Genomic DNA, 25641 nt, shown 5'->3' with positions numbered 1-25641 from the left:
ATGAGCTTTCGCAACATCTCCGCCTGGGCGATCCGGAACCCGGTTCCGCCGATCGTCCTGTTCATCGCGCTGACGCTGGCGGGCATCGTCAGCTTCATGCGGATGGACGTCAACAACGACCCCGACATCGATTTTCCGGTCGTCATCGTCGTCATCAGCCAGCCGGGCGCCGCGCCGACCGAGCTCGAAAACCAGGTCACCAACCGCGTCGAATCGGCGGTGCGGTCGCTGCAAGGCATCGACGAAATCACCTCGACCGTGACCGAGGGCCAGTCGACCACCGTCGTCCAGCTCGCGATCGGCACGCCGATCGACCGCGCGGTCAACGACACGCGCGACAAGATCGCGCAGATCCGCAGCAACCTGCCCGAAGGCATCCTGGAACCGCAGATCTTCCGCGCGGACACGACGGACAACGACCTCGCCAGCTATTCGGCGATCGCCAGCGACATGACGGTCGAACAGCTCAGCTGGTACATCGACAACACGGTCGCCAAGGAATTGCTGTCTGTGCCCGGCATGGCCGCGGTCAACCGCAACGGCGGCGTCAGCCGCGAAATCCGCGTCATCCTCGATCCGCTGAAGCTGCAGGCGCAGGGCCTCACCGCGGCGCAGGTCAATGCGCAGCTCAGACAGATCAACCTCAACGCCGCCGGTGGCCGCGCCGAGATCGCCGGGTCCGAACAATCCGTCCGCGTGCTCGGCAATGCGCGCAACGCCAACGACCTTGCGCAGACGCGGATCAGCGTCGGCGACGGCCGCACCATCCGCCTCGCGGACATCGCGACGGTGCGCGATCTCTACGCCGAACAGCGTAGCCGCGCCGCGGTCGACGGGCGTCAGGCGATCAGCTTCGACTTCCAGCGCGCCAAGGGGGCCTCGGACGTCAGCGTTTTCAACGAGGCGGTGAAGAAGCTGCAAGCGCTCGAAAAGCGCAACCCGAGCGTGCATTTCGTGCTGCGCTCCAACAGCGTCAAATATACCGAGGCGCAGTACAAGTCCGCGATCCATGCGATGATCGAGGGCGCGGTGCTGGCGGTGCTCGTCGTGCTGCTGTTCCTGCGCGACTGGCGCGCGACCTTGATCTCGGCGCTGGCGATCCCGCTGTCGGCGATCCCGACCTTCTGGTTCATGGAGCTGCTGGGCTTCAACCTGAACCAGATGACGCTGCTCGGCCTCAGCCTCGTCGCGGGCGTGCTGGTCGACGACGCGATCGTCGAGATCGAAAATATCGTCCGCCACATGCGCATGGGCAAATCGGCCTATCAGGCGTCGATCGATGCGGCGGACGAGATCGGGCTCGCGGTGCTGGCGACGACGATGTCGATCGTCGCGGTATTCATGCCGGTCAGCCTGATGCCCGGCATTTCCGGCCAGTATTTCCAGAACTTCGGCCTGACCGTCGTCGTGTCGGTCCTGATGAGCCTCGCCGTCGCTCGCCTCATCACGCCGATGATCGCGGCCTATTTCCTCAAGAGCTTCGGCCACGCGAGCCACGGCGAAGGGCGGCTGATGGACGCCTATATGGCGGTCCTGCGCTGGACGCTCGACAGCACGCGGCAAAAGGCGAGTGCAGCGCGGGGCAGCTATCACCGCGTCACCAGCCGCTGGCGCGACCATCGCATGTGGGTGATGGGCCTGGGCGTCGCCGCATTCGTCGCGACGCTGTTCATGTTCACCGTCATCCCGATGCAATTCTCGCCGCCGCAGGACAATGACGATTCGACCGCGACGATCGAGATGGTGCCGGGCACGACGCTGGCTCAGACCGACGCTGTCGTGACGCGTGTCGCCGACCTGCTCCGTCGCCAGCCGGAGGTGCAGTCGGTGTATGCGCGCACGGGATCGAACGGATCGGTCGCCAACGGTCGCGTGACGGCGACGCTGCGCGACGACCGCAAGGTCACCAGCACGGAATTCGAACGCAAGCTCGCGCCCGAGCTTGCCAAGATCCCCGACGCGCGCGTCGGCTTCCGGTCGCAGTTCGGCTGGGGCTCGTCAGGTCGCGACATGACCGTCGTCCTCGGCAGCGACGATCCCGAGCTGCTGCAGAAGACCGCGAACACCCTGGTCGATCAGATGGCAAAGCTGGGGACGATCACCCAGCCGCGCATCTCGGGCAACCTTCAGCGGCCCGAAATCATCATTAAGCCGCGCTTCGACCTCGCCGCCAATCTGGGCGTGACGACGCAGGCCCTGTCCAGCGCGATCCGCATCGCGACGCTGGGTGACATCGACCAGAATTCGGCGCGCTTCAGCCTGGCCGATCGCCAGGTGCCGATCCGCGTCGCGCTCGACCAGGGCGCGCGGACCGAGCTGTCGACGATCCAGAACCTGCCGGTCGCGACGCAGACGGGCGGATCGGTGCCGCTCAGCCTGATCGCCGATATCAGCCTGGGGTCGGGGCCGACGCAGATCGATCGCGTCAACCAGCAGCGCCGTATCGCGGTGGGCGCGGATCTTGCGCCCGGTATCGTCTCCGGCGTCGCGCAGAAGCAGATCGACAATCTGCCGATCATGAAGAACCTGCCGATCGGCGTGAACAAGCTGACGCTGGGGCAGGCGAAGTGGCAGGCGGAGATGCTGCAGAACTTCGTCGTCGCGGTGATTTCGGGGACGTTCCTCGTGTTCGCAGTGCTGGTGTTGCTGTACCGCCGCGCGCTGCCGCCGTTCGTCAACATGGCGTCGCTGCTGCTGGCGCCGCTGGGCGGCCTGATCGCTTTGTGGGCGACGGGCAATCCGCTGTCGCTGCCGGTGTTCATCGGCCTGCTGATGCTGCTCGGCATCGTCGCCAAGAACTCGATCCTGCTGATCGACTTCGCACTCGAGGAGATGAACAAGGGCGTCGACACGCTCACCGCGATCATCGACGCCGGGCACAAGCGCGCGCAGCCGATCGTGATGACGACGGTCGCGATGGTCGCAGGCATGATCCCGACGGCGCTGTCGATCGGCGGCGACGGATCGTGGCGTGCGCCGATGGGCATCGTCGTGATCGGCGGGCTGATCCTGTCGACCATTCTGACGCTGGTGATCGTGCCCGCAGCGTTCAGCCTGGCGGTGGGGGTGGAGCGCTATGTCGGCCCGCGGCTGGGCCGGCGCCTGCTCACCTACCGTCCCGGCGACGACGGCAGCACGGTGGTCGGCATCGCGGGTCCGGACACGCCGACGCTGGGGCCGGTGCCCGGGCGGCTGGGCCATGGGGACCAACCGGCGGAATAGGGGCGGGACCCGGCGTTCTTGGCCCTACCGTCATCCGGTGAGGGCCAGGTGCATCAAGGTGAGGGGCGGGCGGTGATGCGCTCCTAGAATGGCACGCTGTCCATGGATCCCGGCGTTCGCCGGGATGACGGAGAGGGCCCCTCCTCTTCCGTCATTCCCGCGAAGGCGGGAATCCATAACCGCTAACGTGGCGACTCTTTCGCAAGGGTAGCGTGTCTGGATTCCCACCTTCGCGGGAATGACGAAGTAGGGGCGTGACGGAAAAGCGGCGCCAAGTAGGGGTGGCGGCAATGACGTTGGGCAGCAGACGACGTGATGACCACCGCATGCCTCATCCATCGCGCCTCTTGAACTTCCCCGGCTTTCGGGGATTGTTTCGCCGATGACGTCCGTTCCCCGTATCCGCGCCGGCGAGGCGGCCCCGCCAGCCCTCGTCAGGATGCGGCGGATCGCGGGTGGATTGCTGTTGGCGATGGCTGCGATCTTCCTCGTCAGCCGGCATTATGCGCCCCTCTACCCCTGGGCGGGGTTCGTGCAGGCGTTCAGCGAGGCGGCGATGGTCGGTGGCCTGGCCGACTGGTTTGCCGTGACCGCGCTGTTCCGCCACCCGCTGGGGCTGCCGATCCCGCATACGGCGATCGTGCCTCGCAACAAGGATCGGATCGGCGATACGCTCGCGACCTTCCTGCGCACCAACTTCCTGTTGCCCGCCATTATCGCCCGCCAGATGCGCCGCGTCGATGTCGCGACAGCGATCGCCCGCTGGTTGACCGATCCGCCGGAAGGGGCGGGGGGGCGATTCCGCCAGGGTGCATCGAAGCTGGTGGCGCAGGTGCTCGACGGCCTCGATCCGCAGCGGCTGGGCGGTATGGTGAAGGCGGGGATCGCCGCGCGGCTGCGCGAGACCGACGTGTCGCCGATCCTCGGCCGGATCCTCACCGCCACGGTGGCCGACAATCGCCATGCCCCGCTTCTGGACGGCGCGATCCGCTGGAGTGCCAAGGCGCTGGCCGCCAACGAACATCTGATCCGCCAGATGGTGCACGATCGCGCGGGATCGATCCTGCGCTGGACGGGGCTCGACGAAACCGTCGCGGACAAATTGATCGACGGGCTCGACCGGTTGATCGTCGACATGGCCGAAGACCCGCAGCATCCGCTGCGCCTGAAGGTCGAGGAAGGGCTCGATCGGCTCGCCTGGGATCTGCAATTTGATCCCGACACGCAGGCGAAGGTGGAGGCGATGAAGGTCGAGCTGATCGCCAATCCCGCGATGCAGCGCTGGATGGACGGGCTGTGGGAATCGGCGCGTGCCGGCCTGTTGCGCATCGCCCGCGACCCCGAAGGCGCGATGCAGGGCCAGATCGGCGACCTGCTGCGCCAGCTCGGGCAAACGCTGACCAGCGATCCGCGCCTCGCCCGCACGATCAATCGCTTCGTCCGCCGTACCGTCGTGGGCATCGCCGCAGATTATGGCGAGGGCATCGTCGCGCTCGTGTCGCAAACCGTCCGTGGCTGGGACACGCGCACGATCACCAGCCGCCTGGAAAACGCCGTCGGCCGCGACCTGCAATATATCCGCATCAACGGGACGCTGGTGGGCGGGCTCGTCGGCCTCGTCATCCATAGCGTCGACGTTTTACTCTGACTTGGGCAGCCTGTCGCGCGTGCCGTGACCGATCGAACCTGACCTGAACACACCGACCGTCCCGCCGTGGGCCGTCGCACCTGCGAAACGCCTTGCCGTTTAGGGCAACTTGCCGCACAAGCCATGGCGATGAGCGGCTCACCGGACTTCCAGCAGGATAGCGGCGGAACGCTGCGCTTTTCCGGCGATCTGCTGCTGCGTACCATCGGTACGCTGCCCGAACGACTCGATGGCGTCGCGGGGCCGGTTTCGCGCATCGATCTCAGCGACGTCGGGCGGATCGATACGGTCGGCGCCTGGGTGATCCACCGCTTCGCCGCCCGCCACGACGCCGAAATCGACGGCCTAGACGAGGGCGGGCGTTACCTGCTCGACCATGTCGTGGCCGCCGACCAGCCCGTGGCGCTGCCGCAGCGCCCGTCCAACGCCTTCGTCCGCCTGCTGGGCGAGATGGGCGATGCGGTCGTCATCACCTTCCGCACGCTGTACGGTCTGCTCGGCTTCCTGGGCGCGACGACGATCGCGTTCGTCAACGTCGTCCGCCACCCCAGCCGCTTCCGCTTCAACGCGACGGTTCACCGGTTCGAAGTGGTCGGCGTGCAGGCGCTGGCGATCGTCGGGCTGATGAGTTTCCTGATCGGCATCGTCATCGCGCAACAGGGCGCGGTGCAGCTGCGACAATTCGGCGCGGAGGTGTTCACGATCAACCTCGTCGGGCGCCTGACCTTGCGCGAACTCGGCGTGCTGATGACCGCGATCATGGTGGCGGGTCGCTCGGGCTCCGCCTTCGCGGCGCAGCTCGGCACGATGAAGCTGACCGAAGAGATCGACGCGATGCGGACGATCGGCGTCTCGCCGATGGAGGCCTTGGTGCTGCCGCGCACGATCGCGGCGGTGTTGCTGATGCCGCTGCTCGGCTTCTATTCGTCGCTGATCGCGATCATCGGCGGCTGCCTGCTGGCATGGGCGTCGCTCGACATTCCACCGGTCACGTTCATCCAGCGCATCCGCGAAGTCGTGCCGATCACCGATCTGTATATCGGCCTGATCAAGGCGCCCGTCTTTGGCGCGATCATCGCGATCGCCGGCTGTTTCCAGGGCATGCTGGTCGAATCGGACGCCGAGCAGGTCGGCCTGCGCACCACGTCGGCGGTGGTGCAGGCGATCTTCCTCGTCATCGTGCTCGACGCCTTCTTCGCGGTGTTCTTCACCTGGGTGGGGTGGAACTGATGGCGCAGCGCAACACCGCCCCCGGCGATGACGGCGAGCACGTCATCCAGGTCCGCGGCCTGAAGAATGCCTTCGGCGATTCGGTGATCCACGACGGGCTCGACCTCGACGTGCGGCGCGGCGAGATCCTGGGCGTCGTCGGCGGATCGGGCACCGGCAAGTCGGTGCTGATGCGCTCGATCATCGGCCTGCAGACGCCGGTCGAGGGCGAGATCACCGTCTTCGGCGAACCGACGATCGGCCGCGAGGAAACCGAGGCCACCAACATCCGCAAGCGCTGGGGCGTGCTGTTCCAGGGCGGCGCGCTGTTCTCGACGCTGACGGTCGCCGAGAACGTCCAGGTGCCGCTGCGCGAATTCTATCGCGACCTGAACCCCGCGCTGATGGCGGAAATCGCCGCATACAAGGTCGTGATGACCGGCCTGAAGCCCGATGCCGGGCCGAAATATCCGGCCGAACTGTCGGGTGGCATGAAGAAGCGCGCCGGCCTTGCGCGGGCGCTGGCGCTCGATCCCGAACTGCTGTTCCTCGACGAACCGACGGCGGGCCTCGACCCGATCGGCGCTGCGGCGTTCGACGACCTCACCCAATCGCTCCAGAAGACGCTGGGGCTGACCGTGTTCCTGATCACCCACGATCTCGATACGCTGTACGCGATCTGCGACCGGGTCGCGGTGCTCGCGGACAAAAAGGTGATCGCGGTCGGCACGATCGACGAGCTGCTCGCGCTCGATCACCCCTGGATCCAGGAATATTTCAAGGGCCCGCGCGGCCGCGCCGCGATCGCCACACAAGAGGCGAATGCGCGCGATCACCCCACCGAAGTGAAGACCAACCAACTCGCGGCAAGTCCCGCCGCAGCGACCGAACCGGCCGAACAGGCGAGAAGCGACTGATGGAAACCCGTTCCAACCATGTGATCGTCGGCGCGGTCGTGCTGATCCTGCTCGCCGTGCTTGCGATCTTCACCGTCTGGATTGCCCGTCTCGGCGGCGCGAAGACGCACGAATACGACATCTTCTTCAAGCAATCCGTCGACGGATTGGCGACCGGATCCACCGTCACCTATTCGGGTGTCCCCACGGGGCAGGTGAAGAAGATCGCGCTGTGGAAGCCCGATCCCCAGTTCGTCCGCGTGCGCGTGTCGCTCAACGAGGATACGCCGATCCTGCAGGGCACGACCGCGACGATCCAGGGCAGCTTCACCGGCACCAGCACCGTCGCGCTTGACGGCGCGCGCAAGGGTGCGCCGCCGATCGTCTGCCCCGAACGGCCCGATCCGACGCAATGCCCCTATGGCGTGCCGGTCATCCCGACCAAGCAGGGCGGCATCGGCGCGATCCTGAACAGCGCGCCGCAGCTGCTCGAGCGCCTGTCGACGCTGACCGAGCGACTGACCGGCCTGCTCACCGATCGCAATCAGGCGTCGATCGCCGGCATCCTCGACAATACCAACCGCCTGACCGACGCGCTCGCCGATCGCGGGCCGGAGATTGCGGCGACGCTGGCGCAGACCCGCATCGCGATCCAGCAGGCGGGCGATGCCGCGCAGTCGATCGGCAAGCTCGCCGACACGACGAACGGCGTGCTGGCGGAGGACGTCAAGCCGACGCTCGCCAACCTCAACCAGACGATCGCGGCGGCCAAGCAGAGCGCGGAAACGCTCAACTCGGCGATCCAGGATGCGCGGCCGGGCCTGCAGACCTTCTCGAAGCAGACGATCCCGGAAGCCAACCGTCTGGTGCGCGACCTGCGCGTCACCGCGACCGCGCTGTCCTCGATCGCCGACAAGGTCGATCAGGGTGGGGCAGGATCGCTGATCGGCCAGCAGAAGCTCCCCGATTACAAGGGCAAGTGAGATCATGAAGACCAGACTTCTCCTTCTCGCCGCGGCCCTGCCGCTCGCCGGCTGCATCAGCTTCGGTGCCAAGCCGCCGCCCTCGCTGTTGACGCTGGAGGAGGCGGCGATGCCGGCGGTCGGCAAGGTCGAGAATTCGGCGAACGCCCGTTCGATCGTGATCCAGGTGCCGACGACGCCCGCCGCGATCGCGGTGACGCGCGTGCCGGTCGAAGAAACGCCGACCAGCCTCGCCTATGTCAAGAACGCGCAATGGGCGGAGCCGCCCGCGCGCCTGTTCGCCCGGCTGCTGGCGGACACCGTCACGGCGCGCACCAACATGGTCGTGCTGTCGTCGGTCCAGTCGATCGCCGATCCCTCCGCGACGCTGGCGGGCGAACTGCGCCGCTTCGGCCTCGACGCGACCCGGCGCGAGGCGGTGGTCGTGTACGACGCGGCGCTGACGCCGGCGGGCAAGGACAATGTCGTCAAGCGCCGGTTCGAGGCGCACGTCCCGATCGGCGCGATCGATGCGGCCAATGCCGGGCCCGCACTCAGCAATGCCGCCAATCGGGTCGCTGGTGAGGTCGCGACCTGGGTCGCGGCGAACTGATCCTGGGGGCAATCGCCCTTGGTGTAGTGTGAGGCATTGGCAGGAGCGGGTCGCCCTGCCGAACCACACGAACGTCATCCCAGCGCAGGCTGGGATCTCCCGGTAACGGCCCAGCGCGCGTCGCGTCGCGCCTAACGCGCCCAGCCTTACGGCCGCCGCCGCACCGCCGGCAGGACGTCGCACACCGCTGCCCCGCCCAGGCTGACCATCGGCGCGTCGGGGTTCTCGCGCCGGGCGACCGCTGCGGCGAAGCGGGGATTGTCCGCCGCGCGATATTGGAAGTGCGGCCGTTCGGCGGCCGGCATGTCGCTCGCCAGCCGTACCGACACGATGCCGGTGCGTTCGCCCGGTGTCGCATAGACCCCCATCGGCGCATCGCTCCGCGGCAGGCCGGACAGATAGCCCATGCCCTCCACGATCCGCCCGACGACGGTATAGTTCCGGTCCAGCCGCCGCGCCGACTGGCCGATCGGCGTGAACAGCTCGGCGCCCGATCCCGTGCTCGGCAACGCATCGCGTGCGACGCCGACCATGCCATAGCAATGCGTCAGCCACGCCTGCCGCCCGTTGGTCGCAACCGGCCAGCCGTCCGCGGTGATCCCGGAGGCGGTCGAATAAGGATCGGCGCGCGTCATCCGCACCGCGGGGTCGAACGCAACAATTTCGAACTCGGGCGCCGGCCGGTCGGTCACGCCGCCGGGCAGCGGCTTCTTTTCAGTCGCATCGCCCCATTGGGCGACCCAATTTTCCTGAACGCGATAGACGCTGGCGTCGTCCCACCAGCGCGCGTGCGCCAGCGTGCGGATATTGCCGACATGCGCGGGTGCGAACCGCGGCGCTAGCCGGATGACGACCTGCTTGCCGCTGGCGAGCGTCATCACCAGCAGCTCGTCATCGGGGATCGTCCGCCAATCGGCCTCGATCGGATCGGCGGGCGTTGCGGCCGGGGCGGGGGGCGTTGCCTGAAGTGGCACGGCGGCGAGAAGCAGGCTCAGGATCATGGCGCCAGACTGACGCAACCCAAGGCCACGCGCAATCACTTGCAGCGCGCCGACGGACAGGCTAGGCGCCCCCTTCCAGGACATGCGGAGCGGTGGCCGAGTGGTCGAAGGCGCTCGCCTGGAAAGTGAGTATACGCCAAAAGCGTATCGAGGGTTCGAATCCCTCCCGCTCCGCCACATTCTTCTGTAAGTCGTTCATTTTATTCCCGAATATCATTCGCGGTGAGGAGCGACCCACATAGAAACCAACATAATTTTGAGGTGCGCAACCGAACGCTAGTGACATAACAAAGCGCGACTCATAATTATGCGCTGAAACCAATAAGGGAGCCGCCATCATGCGATCGAACGCTGTCACTAAGCTTAAGCGCGATCGATCTGCCCATATGGCGTGCAAAGACAATCTCGCATTCATGCGCCCGCTAGACGATGGCATGATGCACCTTATCGTGACGTCGCCGCCCTATAACATCGGCAAGGCGTATGAGCGGCGGTCGCCCCTTGCCGAATATGTGAAGGCGCAAGCGCAAGTCATTTCTGAATGCGTTCGCCTGTTGGCAGATGGTGGCTCGCTGTGCTGGCAAGTTGGCAATCATGTAGATCGCGGCGAAATCTTCCCGCTCGATATGGTGCTATATCCCATCTTCAAAGAGCACGGCCTGAAGCTTCGCAATCGGATCGTGTGGCATTTCGAACACGGGCTGCATTGCAAGAACCGGCTGTCCGGCCGCTATGAGACGATCCTGTGGTTTACGAAGGGCGACGATTACGATTTCGACTTGGACCCAATCCGCGTTCCCGCGAAATACCCGGGTAAGAAGCATTTCAAGGGACCGAAGGCCGGGCAGCTTTCGGGCAATCCGCTCGGGAAGAACCCCGGCGACGTATGGATTTTTCCGAACGTTAAATCGAACCACGTCGAAAAGACGATGCACCCGTGCCAGTTCCCGGTTGAACTGGTCGAGCGGCTGGTCCTATCGCTTACGAAGCCCGGCGACAACGTGTTCGATCCCTACATGGGCGTCGGATCAAGCGTTGTCGCTGCCGCGATGCACGATCGCATCGGCTACGGCTGCGACGTTGTGAAGGAATACGTCGATACAGCATGGGATCGAGTCCACGCGCTTCGCGCAGGAACGCTGCTCACCCGGCCTATGAACAAGCCGGTTTATGATCCATCGCTGCCCAAAGGCGGGCATTGATGCAGATTGTCCAATTCTACTCGCACCTGAACGGTTTCGAGTTTCTTAAGTATCATAAGCCCCACATATGGGATGAATTCGAGGCTGTTTTGGCTGGCGTCGATGCGGAGAGATGCCGAACAAAGGCGTCAGCGGAAGCCCGAAAGGAAGGACGAACTCTCTACTCGCCTGTCGATATGAACAAGGAGTTCTGTCGCCTGTTCGCGCAACATGACTGGTCCGAACGACGCGTAACGAACTGGCTTGCCGAAGACACCGAACTTTTGCGCGCGACGATGACGCTTGAACCCGACGCCCAAAAGGCCGCGATTGAGGCGAAGGGCTTAGAGCCAATTATGACATACAACCAAACCGACTTCGTGAAGGACCGGGTCGCGGTTGAAATCCAGTTCGGCAAATACGCCTTCGTGGCGCACGATCTGTTCGTAAAGCATATGTCGTTCTTCATCGCTGGCGACATTGACGTCGGCATTGAAGTAGTACCGATGAAGTCGATGGAGCGAGAAATGTCATCGGGTGTCCCGTATTACGAACGCGACCTCTTCAATCTTATGAGACAAGGGCGCGGGATTCCGGCAGTCCCAATCATTCTTGTGGGCGTCGGCCCATAGTACCATCTAAAAGGGCACGTCGTCCCACTCGGGATCAATGGGCGCGCCGTCGGGAGAGGTCAATGCTTCGGGCGGATAGCTCGCGCCATTGCTTATGTTTTCAACGATGCAGCGTGCACGTTGATACAATTCATCGAATGTGATGATTTCTGGCGCCCGCATATGCCGACGGTAGAGTTCGAAGCACGCCACCTTGTCACCATTGCCTAAAAGTTCGGCCATGTTGCCGATTACGAGATAGCTGCGTGGTGTCACCGCGTACGCAACTTCGCCCGTGTCGTTGCCGTCCACGTCCTTCAGATCGTCGCGAAATCGATCCCGCGAGAATTCGAAGGTCGTTTTTTGGGCTTGTGTCACTGCGGACGATAGTTCGTCCGAAAGCGCCCAGCATCCCGAGCGGTAGGCATCGCTCTTTAGCAGCTTGGTGGAGTCCTTCTTTATCTCGATAAGCACGTATTGGCTTATTGCGGCTCGCGTCCGCATCAATCCGTCAGCCGTTTTGCCATGGCGGTCGAAGCTGCTTCCGGTCGTCCGTGCCTCTAGCTTCGGACCAACTTTGTCTAAGAAAACGTAGCTAAGGCCGTGGCCAAATATCCAAGGGTTAAGTTCGAAGAACCTTTGCCAATCCGGTTCAGACAAATTTTCACCTAAGTTGCGTTCGAACTGGTCTAATGCTTGTCGCTTTGATGCCACCGCATAAATATCTTGATGCAGGTCGGGTGACTCGGCTAATTCTTGAAGGAGTCCCGGCCCCTTAGTGCTGCTCAACAATGCTCTTAACGCATCAAGATTTATATGTTCGAGTGAAATTTTAGATTTTAGGGCGTCGCTCAAGTCGAGACTTGATATAATAGACAAAAATTGAGCCATCTGTGCGGTTTGGAATTTGTTTACTTGTATATGACCGTCTTTCTCCCATCCGAACCTGTTCATCTTCAACTTGGTTATCTTTAGCGAATTGAAGTCCGCTTTATCTCGCACGTAGAAAGCACGAACCGCCAACTTGCATCGCGGCGTCACGTTAACTTCCCCTAGCAGTTCCTCACTCTCATCCACGATCGTCGCGTATGCTCCCTGCGATCCGGGGTGTATGTAGAGTTGGTTTGGCTTGTAGTTCGCGAGATATTCAGCATCGTCGGACATGCGGCAGCCTTTCGACCGCGACCATACCGAACTGCGGTGGATATGTCCGCGCCGTAGTTTGAGGGCGGAGTGCTCTTCCGTAATCACCACTCCTATCACGCTGATCTTCGGCAGAAAGTTCAGCACGGGCTTCGCCGTCCCACACTCCACCCAAGTTCGGGTTAGAAATGAACCCACAGCACATTGAGCGTGCACACTACACCCACCCCCGGCCACGTGGCTCGGAACCGGTCGATTTCGATACACACATGATGGATGTATCTAAAAATAGACTCGACTTCATTTAGATGCAGCGGCAATATCGATACACCGAATCGATACAGGGAACGCCCCCATGGCCCGCACCTTTGCCTACTGCCGCGTCAGCACTGCCGACCAGACTACGGACAATCAGGTCAGAGAGATTGAAAGCGCTGGCTTCAATGTCGATGCCAAGCGGATCGTGACAGAGACGGTATCGGGATCCGTCGCCGCCATTGAGCGCAAGGGTTTCGCTAAGCTGGTTGATCGCTTGGAGGCGGAAGACGTGCTTATCGTTACGAAGCTGGACCGCCTCGGCAGAAACGCCATGGACGTTCGGGCAACGGTTGATCGCCTTGCTGCGGATGGGGTTCGTGTTCACTGCCTTGCGCTTGGCGGCGTCGATCTGACCAGCCCTGCGGGTCGTATGACGATGGGCGTGATAGCAGCGGTCGCGGAGTTTGAACGCGATCTGCTGATTGAGCGCACGCAGGCCGGTCTTAGCCGCGCTAAGGCTGCTGGCAAGGCTCTAGGGCGCCCACAGGCGCTGTCTAACGAGCAACAGGCGGCAATACTTACTGCTCGCGCTGCCGGCGTTTCCCTTGGCGCTTTGGCTAAGCAGCATGGAGTATCGCGAGCCGCTATCCAGCGGGTTGAAAAGCGAGCGGCTTAAATCGACACTTTATGGGGGAGAGACGCCCGCAATTGGTCGAGCATCACACCGGGCATTAGTTCGAGTGCTTCCGCTATAGCGATGAACTCCAATAGGTCGATGCGACGTTCTAGCAACTCTATCTTGTTGATGAACGACGGCGGCTTGCCAAGGCGACGGGCAAGCTCGCGCTGACTGGTTCCAGCCTCTTCCCTCTTACGTATCAGGGCGTCGATCAGCGCCCGATAATCCGGGGAGACAACCCAACCTCGCTGCAAAGCTGCTGCCCTCGCAATTGAGCGAGTGCGATATCCCCCCTTGCAAACGTCCCCATCATGGGGACACTGCAACTGGCCGATGCGGGACTGGGTCAATTGCCCGCTCATGAGCAACAGGGGACATGAATAATGACGAAGGTAAGTATCGCCCTCGCTATAGCGATCAGCACGACTACATCGGTCGCCATACCTGCCACTGCCCAAAAGGCCGTAGAAGCCCTCCCCGACCTAGGCCCTGATCCGGCTGATCCTATCGCTGAAACCAAGCTTATAATGGCGGATATACTGCGTGACCCTGACAGCGCCCGCTATCGCTTTGGCGGCATTCATCAGGCCCATTGCAAAGGCGGTTTGGCGGGCAAGGAATGGTACGGATACGCGGCATCCATCGACGTGAACGCGACGAACGCCATGGGCGGGTATTCAGGCTATCAGCCGTACACGATCCTCTTTGTGAGTGGTAAAGCGTGGCGGGCTATCGAAGGCGCTGACTTCGGCGCCTATGGGCCTGCAAAAGGATTGTTGGGTCTTGGTGGCGGCGCTGGTGTTTGTCGGTGGCTAGATCGGTAGGGGGACGGGCAACGGCTTATTCAGAGGGCCTTGCTAGTTCCGATCCATGACCTTCAAGAAGCCGTTCCGCGCAGTGCCGATCAAAGAGGGCAAGGTGTATCGGCGTAAACGTCGATATGCCCGTGCTAAGCGTATCGGCGTGCCAGTGGTTGTTCTTGCCGCCGCCGCCGCGATTGGCACTTGCATCGGCTTGACGCCTTCCCTCGGCTTTCCGTCGTTGCGTCCTGGCCACAGGGACACCGTAAGCGGATGCACTGTCACTGACGGCGATACGATCCGCTGTAATGGCGAGCGCATCCGCTTGTTGGGGATCGATGCACCCGAGTTACCGGGGCACTGCCGAACTGGTCGCAATTGCGCGCCCGGTGACGGCTACGCTTCAAAACGCTCCCTTGCCGATGCCTTGGTTGGTACGATCCGCATCAGCCGGGTGGGCGAGGATCATTACGGGCGAACGCTTGCGATCCTGTCGAGTGATCGCGGCGACTTGTCGTGCTGGCAGCTTGAACACGGACAGGCGATTTATAAGCCGCAATCGGATGACGGGAGACGTGTGGCCCGTATTTGTCCGAAAGCTGTGTTGCTCTCTAATTAGCGGGTAGCTCTGCCCGTAAGCTTGCGGCGTAGCCATCGATACACCGTGCCGCATTCGTAAACGAACACCGCCACCATCGTTGCGATCGTCATCGCGTTCATGATGGTGGCGATGATCCGCAGCATTGTCAGGCCGGTTTCGCGCCAGCGGTACCGCACTTGGCGAACTTGCCCTTGGCGTCTTTGCAGCGCGTCGGCTTGGCAGGTGTCTTGTCGGGGCATTTGACGAACTTACCCTTTGCATCCCGACAGGGGGCCGCCAGCGCGGGCGTGGCGACCATGGTCAGGGCTGCCGCAGCGAACATCAGATTACGAACCATCGCATCCTCCGGGCCGAATGAGTCGGCTTAGGCAGCGTATCGCGTTTCCGTCCGGGATCAACGCAGCTTGCGAATCGTTCTTCCTTTGTTCCACGCGGCTGATGTGAGGAACAGGAGTCGGATCGATGCACCACGACACGCAGCTACGAGCCGCCGCGAAGGCAATTTATGATGAGGTTTACCCTTCTGACGATTGGTCGCCGCTGCCGTTTGAGGATGCCGAACGATATGGCACGATCCACTACAGACAGGTCGTAGGAGCCGCACAGAGGGCCAAAGCCGTGCTGTCCGGGGATGAAGTGCAGTTGCTGCTACCTGCCGTCCTGTGATCCTTAAAGCTTAGTATGCCATCTACCGTCGAGCTTATCCGTGAGGAGCCGTGGGTCTGAACCGACAGTCCGACAATGGATTCGTATGTTGATAAGGATAAGAATGAGCTACTTGCCATTTTCCAGGCTAGTTTCGATAATGCGGCATTTAGTACCGAAACGGAACTTTGTGGTTGGCACAATTGTACGGATACCGATCGCCCATCCCCACCGTAGGTAAGTTGGATTATTGCCGATAACGATTGGCAAACGGTCCAGCATGGCAATCATGTTGCTGTTGCAATAGGCGATTGATCGGCGCTACTCCCCAAAATTCCAAAGGGGAGTACTATAATTGAAATTCAACAGAATTGGTTCAATTGGAACCATCACTCTAGCGATTCTGCTGGCAGGTTGCGGGGGCGATGGGAGTAGTGGCGGCGGCAACTCGCCGGTAATCGTAACGCCAACCCCCACTCCAACTCCGACGCCTACGCCTACACCGGCGCCAACCAATACAGCGCCGGTTGCTAATCCCGGCCCAAACCAAAACGTCTTAACGAAGACGTCGGTGACGCTGGACGCTAGTGGCAGTGTCGATGCCAATGGCGATACCCTCACATATAAGTGGGCATTCAAGTCGCGACCTACAGGCAGCGCTGCGACACTTTCGTCTACAACGGACGCAAAACCAACGTTTATGGCAGACGTTGCTGGCGCATACGTCGTCACGCTGATCGTCAATGACGGTAAAGTTGATAGTGCTCCGGTCGATGTTACGATCACCGCGACAGTTGCGAATGCCGCTCCGGTTGCTAACGCGGGACCGGACCAGAATGTCAAAAATGGTACCACTGTAACACTCGACGGTAGTGCAAGCAGCGACGCCAACGGTGACGCCCTGACTTACCAGTGGAGCATGGATGCTCGCCCAACAGGAAGCTCTGCTGCATTGTCGTCTACCACGGTCGTAAAGCCCACATTCGTTCCCGACGTGGCAGGTAATTACGTTCTGTCTCTAGTTGTGAGTGACGGATCGCTGAAAAGTGTCGCTGATAGCGTGACGATCACATCAACCCGCACGAATGCGGCGCCAGTCGCTAATGCTGGCAAAGATCAGAACGTTCCGACGCGGTCGACGGTCACATTGGATGGTCGGGGTAGTAGCGATGCCGACGGTGATGCTTTGAAATTTGATTGGACGCTAACGTCGAAGCCCGCGGGCAGCACGGCGGCGCTGTCCTCAAATAGCCAATCGACTACGACCTTCACGGCGGATATCGCTGGAACTTACGTCGCCACGCTTGTGGTCAACGACGGTACGGTCAATAGCTCTCCGTCAACCGTGGCAGTCACAGCAGTCGCACCTTCTCTGATGCTATACCACGTCGACGAGTTCACGGGTCAGCGGGAGCTTCTAAAACTTCCTTACACCACGTCAGCAGCAGTTCAAAAATCTGTGTCATGCACAGGCACGGGATGCGCGACAGGTGTAACAATCGATAAATTCAGCTTCACCGCAACCGGCGGTAGTTTCACAATTCAGAATGCCACGGCTGTCAATCTAACCACAGGTTCTAGTGTTGCAGCGTCGTTTACCGGCCTTAGCAACGGCACGGTTATCCAAAGTGGACAGACCGTTAACTTTAGTCTCTTGTCAGATTTTACTAGAGGGCAAAGCGTAAATCTGCGCTACGAATTCACCATCAAGGAAACGGGCGATAAGTTCTCTTACACTGTTGAACTTAGGACCAATTAACGTAATAATTTTCGAACGGATAAGGCGGGATCATTCCCGCCTTATTTGTGTGGTGTACCATTTAATATGACTGCATCAATTGTATAAGCAGTTTCTCACGCCTCTCCGTAATGCCTTATTGACGCTTCGCCTCGCCCCATCTTTGCCTTTCCCAAGCGTCTGGCGACTAACGGGCGATGCCGCCGCCTACGCCTTTCTAACAACCGGCTATGATGGCGATCCCTCAACGCATTTGGTCGGTGCGATCTACCCGAAGGCGATGCCCGTCATCCTTCATGACGATGACTACGACAGGTGATTACAGGCCCCGGTCGAGGACGCCTTGACGTTGGCTACGGCTTATCCGTCACAGTTGATGGCGGTAGCCTGACAAGCTGCCGCATGGGGTTTCTACAAGGTGACGGGGATCAGCGGCTTTGCTCCCTACCGGATCACTGGGGGCAATGATCCGGGCGATCACCCGTCAGAGGATACATAGCGGATGCGGGCGAAGAAGGCACGTCGTTATGCAGAATTCAACATGCACGGAGGAGATTTAGTTTTGCACCATATCGTCAAATGCCAAGTCGGTGCACAATTCCACACCCGCCTCCAATATCTTGCTCGCGTTAGAGGCGTAAGGGGCCTGTGCTGCGAGCTTTTCGTATGCGCGTTGAAATAGCCGAGTGGAATATTGAAAAGAAGCCATCTGAATATCGGCGGGACATCTTCCTGAAATTTCACTTTGAGCCGCACTGGCTAGTCCATTGGCCCTTGTATAATAGCCGTCCCGAACGCTATTATTCCGATACATTTGCGCTACACAGGAATTGGCTGCCGCTTGCTGGGCTAGCTGACCGCAGCCGACAGCCCCCATACCTGCGATAGTTTTGCGATACTGCTCGTCTAGAAAAGCCTCTGGATCGACTGTCTTGGGCGGGCTTTGTGTAGCTTCCGGCCTTGGACTTTCGCTGTGTATGGCAGTTGGTTGCGCCATAGGCCGCTCGGTCGGCGCTATGTCCTTTTCCCCAGACGCCGCCTTCGGCATCAGCAAGAACGACGCTAACGCGGATGCGGTGAAGATCAGGACGGCACCGACTGCGACCATTGCAACTCGAATTACTTTGCCACTCACAAGCCATGCCCCTCAGCAGTCTTACAAGGGGATAGCTGAAAGAGTGTGACCGATCCGTTTACAGGAACATCGGGTCCGCGAGATTGGGACACGCGATAGCGACATCGGTAATGGCTGAAATGAGGGCCGAAGTCCTAGGTGGAAACAGGGTCGATGATACCATTCGATTCACAGTGCCGACCCCAAATTTCCATTCTGTGAGGATAGAACAAGGCGCAGAAAACCGAATGTCGGATCGTAAGGCTTTGGACGCAGGGGCATCCCGGCAATCTCGCCCGGTCGAGTAAGGTCGTTGGCAGGGCTGGTTGGCGTGGGCCGCTGCCGAATTTCAGAATGGTCACACATAATAGGTCAAAAGCCCCGTTGAGAGCGTTTCGCACTGACCATTGCGGGGATTCCCTGCCCCGGATAGAAGCGGGTAGTGCTACCCAGGCGCGCGTGCGTACTGGGAGGCATTTAGATATATTTATGACAGCTATTCTTTCCTAAATTTAGCAACGTTAAGGAAAGTTTAGCCGCAGAGCAAAGTTAACAAGGCCGTCAAAGGTCCGATTGCTTGCACGGCCTTGTTCTGCTATAATGTTTTCAACAGACGACGATTGCCATCGGCTAGAACGTCTTTAAACAATCTAAGCTTTAGCGCCTTTCATGTGGGCCGGATCACATGGGCAACGAACATCGATAGCAATCTCGCTTGCGAAGGCATCCGCCGATATGCAGCAGACCTAGGCTGTTCACTGCCTTACACCGTAAAATCTTGGGAGCGGTGCCAAGTTGATTTCTTTGGGGAACTTTTAGGCCGCAAGGCTGACCTCCGACCCTCCGGCTGGACAGAGATAGTCCGATGGAAAAACCTAACGTATAATGGGCTGATATTATGCTCCTAGTGGCGTCACTAGGTATCACGCGGTGTGGCTCCCGCCTCCTTCCTTTCAAGGGATCGAGCAAGTAGCAGTTAGGCTATATTAGAAATTGTAGAAAGTATCTTGGGTGTAAGACTCCGCGTAAGCTATTAGTTAGCAACAGTGTAATCAATAAACTGATTATCGCTAACTGGTATCACCCTAGCGGAGGCGGAGGTATGCCAAAATAGATTCCACCACCCCCCCCCGCAGGGAACTCACAATCTCGATTATATTGACCTATTCTTATCCCTCTTCATTTCTACGTTAACCAGTGTGGATTTGATGCTAAGCGTTGTTAGCGTCGCATCATGTGCCTTCCGCTCCTGCTCGTAAAGATTTGTCATTAGTGTGGCTGCGTCACTGGGCCGGATGCCGTCATGGCTAAGGAACTCCACCGGCCTTGCGCGGTGGAAACCAGCAGTCACCATCACGTCGCGGATGGCCGACCGGAGGGCACCTTTGCCGTTGCCGCTAACACTGACTTTGACGATTGTACTCATTTCTGTCCTTCCATCTTGGCTTGTAGCCATGCTTCGATGTCGGATTGCAGAAAGCGAACAGCGCGCCGCCCAATTCGGATCGGTTTAGGGAATGAATTATTAGCTATCATTCCATAAATAGACGATCGCGATAGGCTGACGATAGACTCTACCTGCTTGCGAGTGAGTAGTCGCTCCAATGTCATCGCTCCTGCCATCCAACGAGGGGCGATCTAGGGTAAATTGAGATTGACAAACAGTCTTGTGGGGAACTATTTAGCCGTCATCGTTATAGGGTGGCAACGGGCTATTAAATTGGATTGGTGCAATAATTAACGTCATAATATTTGTTTGACGTTGATGTACGTCCCCCAATCATCCATTAGCGTCCGACGCTTATCGAACAGGTCGGATCGAGCGTAAGCCGCTTCCGCCTTATCCTTGATGACGTGCGCTAGAGCAAATTCGATGACCTCGCGCGGATGCGCAGTTGTCTCGCCAGCCCAATCACGAAAAGATGACCGAAAGCCATGGGGAACGGCAGCGATGCCCAAGTCCTTCATCAGCTTGGACAGCGTCATATCTGATAGGGGCTTCGTGTCCTTGGTGCCGGGGAACACAAGGTCGTCCGTATCGCGCTTTAGTGTATTCGCCTTTTCGAGGATCGCGAGGCAGCGAGCGGACAGCGGCACCCGATGATCCTTCTTTGCCTTCATACGGGCTGCGGGGATCGTCCAGACGGCTTTAGATAGGTCGAATTCGCTCCACACCGCTTCGCGCGTCTCTGCCGACCGCGTTGCGGTTAGAACAAGGAACTCGAACGCCAGCTTCGTGACCGTGCCAGCGTCGCTATCCTGGACCTTCCTAATCGCGCCGCCGACCTGATCGTAAGGGAGTGCCTTGCGATGCACCGTCTTAGATCGGTCGTGTCTTGGAAGCGCGGTCGCGATGGCATCGGCTGGATTATCCGTTCGCCAACCGTTCGCTATCACCCACTTGAAGACCGAACCAACGCGCTGCTTGATCCTTCGGGCTGTTTCTGGCTTCGTGTTCCATACAGCGGACAAGGCGGACAGAACGTCTGCACTGCTAACAACATCTACACGCTTCGATCCGATGACCGGAAACACATAGGTCGTCATCGTGTTGATCCATTGGTCGCCATGCTTGTCGTTACGCCATGTCGGCTTCGAAAGTTCGTGGACCTTCTTTGCGGCGTCTTCGAACGTCAGGATGCCCGCAGAGCGTCGTTTGGCCGCGATAGGGTCATCACCCGCCCTCGCTAGCTTTCGATGCTGTAGGGCGGCTTCACGGGCTTCTGCGAGGCTAACCAGACTGGCAGAGCCTAACCCAATGTCTCGCCGCTTGCCGTGGATGACGATACGTTGGACCCAACGCTTAGCGCCGGATGCGTCTACCTTAAGGTACAGGCCATGGCCGTCACCGTAAAAGCCGGGGTCCTTTATCGTCCGTACGAACACGGCGCTAAGCCGCTTCTCTTGGTGCCTTCCGGCTGGCTTGATACCGCTCATTTGACCCACATAGCGACCAACATAAAAGTTGGGAATGCACTGGATCGTATCGGCCCCCGTTGGACAAGCGCCGGTTGTAAGATGTTGATAATAATGAACTTATAGGATCGCCTTGGACATTGTCGGAATGCGGACGGGCGGACTCCCGCTCCGCCAATCTTGCATTTCAGCGTGTTCCAGGGCGTAGCGCATCCCTTGTCTCACGAGAGGGATGCCGCCACTGCGCGCGTCATGCCGTCTCATCCCGCCTCATCCAATCTCAACCTTCGCGGGGGCACTGTGGGGGCATGGTTCGAACCGATTGGGGGCACGGATGTCGGCTGAGACGGAGAGGAAGCAGCGCAAGGTCCTGGACGCCAAGGCGGTGGAGAACGCGAAGCCCGGTGGCAAGGACTACAAGCTCGCCGATTCCGGTGGCCTCTACCTGTTCGTCGCGACGAGCGGTCATCGCACCTGGCGGCTGAAGTATCGCTTCGGCGGCAAGGAGCGCCGGCTGCTGCTGGGCGCGTTCCCGGACATCGGCCTGAAGCGCGCGCGCGAGATGCGCGACGATGCGAAGGTCGCGCTCAGGAACGGAAAGGACCCTGGGCTTGAGCGGACACGCGCCCGCCACGCGCGGAAGGCCGGTCACCAGAACACCTTCGAGCAGTTCGCGCGGGAGTGGCACGCCAGCCAGGTCGCCCGCTGGAAGCCGGTGCACGCCGAAGACGTGATGGAGTCGATGGAGAGCAACCTCTTCACCGAGATCGGCGGCTTTCCGATAAATCAGATCGACGAGGGGCTCCTCCTGCACGCTCTGCGCAAGGTCGAGGCGCGCGGCGCGATCGAGACGGCGCACAGGCTGCGGCAGCGGGCCGAACGCGTCTTCCGATTCGCTGCGGGAGCCGGGGTGCCGAACAGGAATCCGGCGGTGAACGTCCGCGACGCGCTCAAGCCGGTACCTCCCAAGAAGCGCCGGCCGGCGCTGACCGATCTGAAGGTGCTCCGGACCTTCGTGCGCTCGATCGACCGGGCCGCCGCGTCTCCGGTGACCAAGCTGAGCTCGCGCCTGCTCGCCCTTACCGCGCAGCGCCCCGGGATGGTGCGGGAGATGCTGTGGAGCGAGATCGAGGGTGTGGACTGGGCGGATGCCGGGGCGCCCTCGCCGGACGCGACTTGGCGCGTGCCCGCGGCCAAGATGAAGCAGGAGCTCGATCTGCGTGAGGACGAGGCCTTCGAGCACAAGGTGCCGCTGGCCGCGGCGGCGGTCGCGGTGCTCCGCGCCGTGCGCCCCTTCTCCACTGGACACGGTCTCGTCTTCCCTGGTGGCAGGGACTCCGGTAAACCGCTGTCCGAGAATGCCGTCGGCTACCTCTACAACCGCGAGGGATGGAAGGGTCGCCACGTGCCGCACGGCTGGCGTAGCTCCTTCAGCACGATCATGAACGCCAAGGTGGAGCGATCGCATCCGGGTGCGGAACGCCTGATGATCGATCGACTGGTGATCGACCTGATGCTGGCGCACACGCCCAGCGGCATGTCGCACACCGAGCTCATCTACAATCGCAACGCTTACATGGAGCGTCGGCGCGAACTCGCCGAGGATTGGGCGGCGATCCTGCTCGAGGAGGCCGATCCGCTATCGATGGTTCTCGAAGGTCGCAGGCGGCGGGTCGAGAGGTAGATCCCAAGAGGCTGTCAGCCTCCCAAGTCGAGCTGGTGCCGTACGTAGTCGGCATCGACGTCGAAGCCGTCGAACAGGCGTAGTATCGGGGCTAGCAACGCTGCCGCGACGCTCGCCAAGTCGCCTGAGAGCAGTTCGATGGGAATGGACGTGGGCGATCGTCTCGCCCCCCTGCCAGCTCCATAAAAGCGCGCCACCTGACGGTCTGGTCCGGGCTCCTCGAGCTTGCGGGACGCGAGGCCCGCATAATCCACGACCAGTTCGCAATCGGTCGCATCTCGGAATGCGTTCGCCAACTCCCGCACGAAGACGAGGCGTTGGGCGACCTGCTGCACCTGGAAGAAGGGGGAGAGCTTGCTGCCGATCGGCCAACGTCCCGGGCGGTCTCTCTGTGCGTAGGCTTGCAGGTGCTTCGAATCCTCGCTGAACACGTTCACGTCGCCACCCCTGCCGTCCGTCGTGATCTGCCATAGCGCGGGCGTGTCGTCGGGCTTCGTTCCGGCCTCGGCGCAGGTGAAGCCCTCGGAACCGTCGAACACCTCAACCGTCGGCCGTCGCTTCAGATGTGAGCCCGATGCGAACGGGGGTAGGCCCAAGTCGATCTCGCCAGCCACTTTAATCGAGGCCTCCCGTATGGCCTTCTGTAGTTGCGGCAGAGTGATCTCGCCCACCGCTAAGCCATCCCCGCGAGTGAAGCGGAAACCGAAGGCGACACGGTTCGCCGTGTGGTTCGCAGGCCAGTGCGATGCATCTATCCCAGCCCAGTCCGCGAGCAGGCGGTCGAGCATCGCGTAGAGATCACGGGTCGGCGCGGTCTGGGTCGGTTGCTCGAACAATCGGCCGATCGAACTTAGCAGCGTGTCCCGTTCGGCCACGACGCAGCGATGGATCACCTCGCGCCAGCGCTCTGGCGTGTCAATGGGCACGGATTGGGGGCCGGGCACCCGCAGGTAGTGGACACCGCCCCGGATGCCCGGCTTCTCGCCCTTGTCGTGCGGTCCATCGCGCTTGGAGCAGATCGGCTGGGCTCCGTGGCTTGGTACGCGCACGACCGGGTAGGTCCGTCCCGAACCTGCCGTCACCGCGTGGACGGCCACGTGGAACACCGGGTCCAGATAGCGCTCGACGATCGAGTTGAGGCTGTCGTGTGAGTACCCGGAGAGATCTTCTGGATGTGGTTCGCTGGGCGTTCCGTCGTCGTCGAAGCCGAAGACGAGGTGTCCGCCCCCGGAATTCGCGAGCGCGCAGAGATGGCGTGCGATTTTAGCCCTCGCCTTCTGGTCGGCAAGGGACACCCAGCTCTTGTATTCGGCCGTCGGCGTCTCGAGCCGATGGTCGACGAGGTCCTGCAATATGGGATCGGAGCCGGATAGATCGCGCATGCCTGGAACATAGGCAACGACCCACAGGGAACGAACACTTTTGTCGATTGGACGAAAACCAGGGCGGTGAATGAAGAAGGCGCATCGACGTTAATTTACTGTTTTGGCCGATCCGGCAGCCTCCCTCGAGCTTTCGCTGTGGGGCATCGTCGGATGCCGCGAGTCCAGCGGGATGGGAGCCATGGGATCGACGGCGACGCCGATGCTTGTTTCGCCTCAATGAGCGAAATGGCGATCGACATCGACAGCGGGCCCACAATAAAGTCCTATGCTCGCCGCACCTTCAGCGGCCGGTGCGGAATCCAGCGGCTCAGCTGCTTCTGGCTTGGGGTGAACACAGGGCGTCGGCTATCTGGATGAAATGCATGCTGCCGTACCTGCGCCTCGCGAGTGGCTGATCGCACCCGGCTCCCTGGGTCGAGGAGGTGAGCCATTTCCCGGCGACACCGACCCGTCCCTCAGCGCGCATCCGCCAACCAGGCCGCGACCTCGCTCTCTCGCCACACGCTTATGTTGCCGTCGAGCGGAAGGCTCTGCGGGAAGCGGTCCTCGCTGATCCGCCTGTATATCGTGCTTCGGGACATGCCCGTACGTCGGACCAGTTCGGGGAGGCGAACGTGTCGGTCATCGGCGCCGGATGGCGGCGCCGTCGAGGCGGGCGCCGCACCAGTATGCCGCGCCGGGCCCACGTCCGACACTTCGTCCTCGGGAGGAAGGAACTCCTCGCAACTCTGCTCAGCGAGGCGGTTGAAGTCCTCCAGCGATACGAAGATCCAGTGCGTCGGGTCCGCGTCGCCGTCGAACGGGCGTTTCGGATCGAGTGCGCTGAGGGCCATGCGGGAGCGGAAGTCGTCGAGCTCCCAGTGGGAGGCCGGCAGCGTCTCCGGGCTGCCGCCTCCGAACGGCCGCGCGTACGTCCTCAGCTCGCCGCAGCCGATTAGCTCGCCAAGCAGCCTGGAGGCGAGGCCCACGTCCTTGCGCACCTCCGGGTCGCAAGCGGCGGCCGGGTCGAGGGCAGCGGCGATCTCCTCGGGGGAGTGGCCGAAGTGCAGGCCGCACCAGTGCGACACGGCGCGCGCGAGCAGCGCGCGTCCGGTGGAGGTGGGTGGCTCGGCCAGCAGGTAGGGCGAGGTGTTGCACGTCATGTTCACGATTTCCTCCCGTCGTCGCGGCGGATGCCCGGCGGTGCACTAAGGAGCCGATAACGGCGTGGGTCCGATCACCCGGCGGGCGGTGGGGCGGCGGACGAGGGCGGTGTTCGCTACGATTTGAGTCACCCCGCGGGTGGGCTGCGCGCGGACTGCAGCATGCCGGCGATTAACGACTGGTGCCGGGCCT

24 protein-coding genes and 1 tRNA gene are annotated in these 25641 nt (G+C 61.3%); 15 read left to right on the top strand and 10 right to left on the bottom strand.

The features are described from left to right. From A7E77_RS04710 to A7E77_RS04685, 6 genes are all read left to right on the top strand, one after another. The gene (locus A7E77_RS04710) at positions 1–3222 is read left to right on the top strand and encodes an efflux RND transporter permease subunit (protein WP_017979889.1); all 3222 of its coding nucleotides are present in this window, start codon (positions 1–3) and stop codon (positions 3220–3222) included. Positions 3223–3604: 382 nt separating this feature from the next. Beyond that, the gene (locus A7E77_RS04705) at positions 3605–4870 is read left to right on the top strand and encodes a DUF445 domain-containing protein (RefSeq protein WP_226341850.1); all 1266 of its coding nucleotides are present in this window, start codon (positions 3605–3607) and stop codon (positions 4868–4870) included. Positions 4871–4993: 123 nt separating this feature from the next. Next, positions 4994–6100 carry an ABC transporter permease gene (locus A7E77_RS04700; RefSeq protein WP_017979887.1) on the top strand — a complete coding sequence of 369 codons (1107 nt, stop codon included), beginning with the start codon at positions 4994–4996 and terminating at the stop codon, positions 6098–6100. Further along, a complete protein-coding gene (locus A7E77_RS04695; protein WP_018250648.1) occupies positions 6100–6996 on the top strand; it encodes an ABC transporter ATP-binding protein in 897 nt (298 codons plus the stop codon). Before A7E77_RS04700 ends, A7E77_RS04695 begins: the two co-directional genes overlap by 1 nt. Continuing rightward, positions 6996–7958 carry an MlaD family protein gene (locus tag A7E77_RS04690; protein WP_017979885.1) on the top strand — a complete coding sequence of 321 codons (963 nt, stop codon included), beginning with the start codon at positions 6996–6998 and terminating at the stop codon, positions 7956–7958. Before A7E77_RS04695 ends, A7E77_RS04690 begins: the two co-directional genes overlap by 1 nt. A gap of 4 nt (positions 7959–7962) precedes the next feature. Further along, positions 7963–8550, top strand: coding sequence for an ABC-type transport auxiliary lipoprotein family protein (locus A7E77_RS04685; RefSeq protein WP_043061226.1), 588 nt, complete (start codon positions 7963–7965; stop codon positions 8548–8550). A 146-nt stretch (positions 8551–8696) separates the two neighbouring features. On the opposite strand, the gene A7E77_RS04680 is transcribed toward A7E77_RS04685, so the two are convergent. After that, positions 8697–9551 carry a peptidylprolyl isomerase gene (locus tag A7E77_RS04680; RefSeq protein WP_063686207.1) on the bottom strand — a complete coding sequence of 285 codons (855 nt, stop codon included), beginning with the start codon at positions 9549–9551 and terminating at the stop codon, positions 8697–8699. 86 nt (positions 9552–9637) lie between these two features. Here A7E77_RS04680 and A7E77_RS04675 point away from each other — a divergent pair. The 3 genes from A7E77_RS04675 (at position 9638) to A7E77_RS04665 (ending at position 11364) form a co-directional block, all read left to right on the top strand. After that, positions 9638–9728 (top strand) — tRNA-Ser (locus A7E77_RS04675). A 257-nt stretch (positions 9729–9985) separates the two neighbouring features. Continuing rightward, positions 9986–10753 (top strand): DNA-methyltransferase, encoded by a 768-nt coding sequence (locus A7E77_RS04670; RefSeq protein WP_226341849.1) that lies wholly within the window; start codon positions 9986–9988, stop codon positions 10751–10753. Beyond that, a complete protein-coding gene (locus tag A7E77_RS04665; protein WP_063686203.1) occupies positions 10753–11364 on the top strand; it encodes a BglII/BstYI family type II restriction endonuclease in 612 nt (203 codons plus the stop codon). Before A7E77_RS04670 ends, A7E77_RS04665 begins: the two co-directional genes overlap by 1 nt. Before the next feature lie 6 nt (positions 11365–11370). Here A7E77_RS04665 and A7E77_RS17280 read toward each other — a convergent pair whose 3' ends face one another. Then, complete coding sequence (locus tag A7E77_RS17280) at positions 11371–12633, bottom strand: Shedu immune nuclease family protein (protein WP_192930020.1); 1263 nt, start codon at positions 12631–12633, stop codon at positions 11371–11373. Positions 12634–12841: 208 nt separating this feature from the next. Between A7E77_RS17280 and A7E77_RS04655 the strand changes: the two genes are divergently transcribed. After that, positions 12842–13420 (top strand): recombinase family protein, encoded by a 579-nt coding sequence (locus A7E77_RS04655; protein WP_063686199.1) that lies wholly within the window; start codon positions 12842–12844, stop codon positions 13418–13420. Here A7E77_RS04655 and A7E77_RS04650 read toward each other — a convergent pair. Next, the gene (locus tag A7E77_RS04650; protein WP_078462227.1) at positions 13417–13785 is read right to left on the bottom strand and encodes a helix-turn-helix domain-containing protein; all 369 of its coding nucleotides are present in this window, start codon (positions 13783–13785) and stop codon (positions 13417–13419) included. The genes A7E77_RS04655 and A7E77_RS04650 overlap by 4 nt on opposite strands. Positions 13786–13950: 165 nt before the next feature. On the opposite strand from A7E77_RS04650, the gene A7E77_RS17650 reads away from it, so the two are divergent. Next, positions 13951–14247: a hypothetical protein gene (locus tag A7E77_RS17650; protein ID WP_151895451.1), complete on the top strand. Its 297-nt coding sequence runs from the start codon at positions 13951–13953 to the stop codon at positions 14245–14247. Positions 14248–14293: 46 nt separating this feature from the next. Beyond that, positions 14294–14842, top strand: coding sequence for a thermonuclease family protein (locus A7E77_RS17275; RefSeq protein WP_318842604.1), 549 nt, complete (start codon positions 14294–14296; stop codon positions 14840–14842). Here the strand turns inward: A7E77_RS17275 and A7E77_RS18450 are convergent. Both A7E77_RS18450 and A7E77_RS04645 read right to left on the bottom strand, forming a co-directional pair. After that, positions 14839–14967, bottom strand: a complete 129-nt coding sequence (locus A7E77_RS18450) for a hypothetical protein (RefSeq protein ID WP_264177014.1) — start codon at positions 14965–14967, stop codon at positions 14839–14841. The genes A7E77_RS17275 and A7E77_RS18450 overlap by 4 nt on opposite strands. A 2-nt stretch (positions 14968–14969) precedes the next feature. Further along, a complete protein-coding gene (locus A7E77_RS04645) occupies positions 14970–15161 on the bottom strand; it encodes a hypothetical protein (protein ID WP_063686197.1) in 192 nt (63 codons plus the stop codon). Between the two features lie 125 nt (positions 15162–15286). Here A7E77_RS04645 and A7E77_RS04640 point away from each other — a divergent pair, with 125 nt between their 5' ends. Together A7E77_RS04640 and A7E77_RS17640 are read left to right on the top strand one after the other, a co-directional pair. Further along, entirely contained in the window at positions 15287–15490 is a 204-nt protein-coding gene (locus tag A7E77_RS04640; RefSeq protein WP_063686195.1) for a hypothetical protein, read from the top strand. Between the two features lie 550 nt (positions 15491–16040). Continuing rightward, complete coding sequence (locus A7E77_RS17640) at positions 16041–17228, top strand: PKD domain-containing protein (RefSeq protein ID WP_192930019.1); 1188 nt, start codon at positions 16041–16043, stop codon at positions 17226–17228. Positions 17229–17763: 535 nt separating this feature from the next. On the opposite strand, the gene A7E77_RS17630 is transcribed toward A7E77_RS17640, so the two are convergent. The 3 genes from A7E77_RS17630 to A7E77_RS04635 form a co-directional block, all read right to left on the bottom strand. After that, positions 17764–18315: a hypothetical protein gene (locus A7E77_RS17630; protein WP_151895448.1), complete on the bottom strand. Its 552-nt coding sequence runs from the start codon at positions 18313–18315 to the stop codon at positions 17764–17766. Between the two features lie 1428 nt (positions 18316–19743). After that, a complete protein-coding gene (locus A7E77_RS18560; RefSeq protein ID WP_078462226.1) occupies positions 19744–19932 on the bottom strand; it encodes an AlpA family phage regulatory protein in 189 nt (62 codons plus the stop codon). Positions 19933–20064: 132 nt separating this feature from the next. Then, complete coding sequence (locus A7E77_RS04635) at positions 20065–21258, bottom strand: tyrosine-type recombinase/integrase (RefSeq protein ID WP_063686193.1); 1194 nt, start codon at positions 21256–21258, stop codon at positions 20065–20067. 313 nt (positions 21259–21571) lie between these two features. On the opposite strand from A7E77_RS04635, the gene A7E77_RS04630 reads away from it, so the two are divergent. Beyond that, positions 21572–22921 (top strand): tyrosine-type recombinase/integrase, encoded by a 1350-nt coding sequence (locus A7E77_RS04630; RefSeq protein ID WP_063686191.1) that lies wholly within the window; start codon positions 21572–21574, stop codon positions 22919–22921. A gap of 14 nt (positions 22922–22935) precedes the next feature. On the opposite strand, the gene A7E77_RS04625 is transcribed toward A7E77_RS04630, so the two are convergent. Together A7E77_RS04625 and A7E77_RS18205 are read right to left on the bottom strand one after the other, a co-directional pair. After that, positions 22936–24303 carry a helix-turn-helix domain-containing protein gene (locus tag A7E77_RS04625; protein WP_063686189.1) on the bottom strand — a complete coding sequence of 456 codons (1368 nt, stop codon included), beginning with the start codon at positions 24301–24303 and terminating at the stop codon, positions 22936–22938. A 458-nt stretch (positions 24304–24761) separates the two neighbouring features. Beyond that, on the bottom strand, positions 24762–25448 hold the full coding sequence (locus A7E77_RS18205) for a helix-turn-helix transcriptional regulator (RefSeq protein WP_078462225.1): 687 nt from the start codon (positions 25446–25448) through the stop codon (positions 24762–24764). Between the last annotated feature and the right edge of the window lie 193 nt (positions 25449–25641).

This window comes from Sphingomonas sp. NIC1 (genome assembly GCF_001638925.1).
Classification (GTDB): Bacteria; Pseudomonadota; Alphaproteobacteria; order Sphingomonadales; family Sphingomonadaceae; genus Sphingomonas; species Sphingomonas aquatilis.
This window is presented reverse-complemented; position numbering and strand designations above follow the sequence as displayed.

Excerpts from the sequence above, each read along its gene's own strand:
- A7E77_RS04710 (WP_017979889.1), top strand. The coding sequence starts at position 1 with ATGAGCTTTCGCAACATCTCCGCCTGGGCGATCCGGAACCCGGTTCCG.
- A7E77_RS04705 (WP_226341850.1), top strand. The coding sequence starts at position 3,605 with ATGACGTCCGTTCCCCGTATCCGCGCCGGCGAGGCGGCCCCGCCAGCC.
- A7E77_RS04700 (WP_017979887.1), top strand. The coding sequence starts at position 4,994 with ATGGCGATGAGCGGCTCACCGGACTTCCAGCAGGATAGCGGCGGAACG.
- A7E77_RS04695 (WP_018250648.1), top strand. The coding sequence starts at position 6,100 with ATGGCGCAGCGCAACACCGCCCCCGGCGATGACGGCGAGCACGTCATC.
- A7E77_RS04690 (WP_017979885.1), top strand. The coding sequence starts at position 6,996 with ATGGAAACCCGTTCCAACCATGTGATCGTCGGCGCGGTCGTGCTGATC.
- A7E77_RS04685 (WP_043061226.1), top strand. The coding sequence starts at position 7,963 with ATGAAGACCAGACTTCTCCTTCTCGCCGCGGCCCTGCCGCTCGCCGGC.
- A7E77_RS04680 (WP_063686207.1), bottom strand. The coding sequence starts at position 9,551 with ATGATCCTGAGCCTGCTTCTCGCCGCCGTGCCACTTCAGGCAACGCCC.
- A7E77_RS04670 (WP_226341849.1), top strand. The coding sequence starts at position 9,986 with ATGATGCACCTTATCGTGACGTCGCCGCCCTATAACATCGGCAAGGCG.
- A7E77_RS04665 (WP_063686203.1), top strand. The coding sequence starts at position 10,753 with ATGCAGATTGTCCAATTCTACTCGCACCTGAACGGTTTCGAGTTTCTT.
- A7E77_RS04655 (WP_063686199.1), top strand. The coding sequence starts at position 12,842 with ATGGCCCGCACCTTTGCCTACTGCCGCGTCAGCACTGCCGACCAGACT.
- A7E77_RS04650 (WP_078462227.1), bottom strand. The coding sequence starts at position 13,785 with ATGAGCGGGCAATTGACCCAGTCCCGCATCGGCCAGTTGCAGTGTCCC.
- A7E77_RS17650 (WP_151895451.1), top strand. The coding sequence starts at position 13,951 with ATGGCGGATATACTGCGTGACCCTGACAGCGCCCGCTATCGCTTTGGC.
- A7E77_RS17275 (WP_318842604.1), top strand. The coding sequence starts at position 14,294 with ATGACCTTCAAGAAGCCGTTCCGCGCAGTGCCGATCAAAGAGGGCAAG.
- A7E77_RS18450 (WP_264177014.1), bottom strand. The coding sequence starts at position 14,967 with ATGCTGCGGATCATCGCCACCATCATGAACGCGATGACGATCGCAACG.
- A7E77_RS04645 (WP_063686197.1), bottom strand. The coding sequence starts at position 15,161 with ATGGTTCGTAATCTGATGTTCGCTGCGGCAGCCCTGACCATGGTCGCC.
- A7E77_RS04640 (WP_063686195.1), top strand. The coding sequence starts at position 15,287 with ATGCACCACGACACGCAGCTACGAGCCGCCGCGAAGGCAATTTATGAT.
- A7E77_RS17630 (WP_151895448.1), bottom strand. The coding sequence starts at position 18,315 with ATGGTCGCAGTCGGTGCCGTCCTGATCTTCACCGCATCCGCGTTAGCG.
- A7E77_RS18560 (WP_078462226.1), bottom strand. The coding sequence starts at position 19,932 with ATGACATTGGAGCGACTACTCACTCGCAAGCAGGTAGAGTCTATCGTC.
- A7E77_RS04635 (WP_063686193.1), bottom strand. The coding sequence starts at position 21,258 with ATGAGCGGTATCAAGCCAGCCGGAAGGCACCAAGAGAAGCGGCTTAGC.
- A7E77_RS04630 (WP_063686191.1), top strand. The coding sequence starts at position 21,572 with ATGTCGGCTGAGACGGAGAGGAAGCAGCGCAAGGTCCTGGACGCCAAG.
- A7E77_RS04625 (WP_063686189.1), bottom strand. The coding sequence starts at position 24,303 with ATGCGCGATCTATCCGGCTCCGATCCCATATTGCAGGACCTCGTCGAC.
- A7E77_RS18205 (WP_078462225.1), bottom strand. The coding sequence starts at position 25,448 with ATGACGTGCAACACCTCGCCCTACCTGCTGGCCGAGCCACCCACCTCC.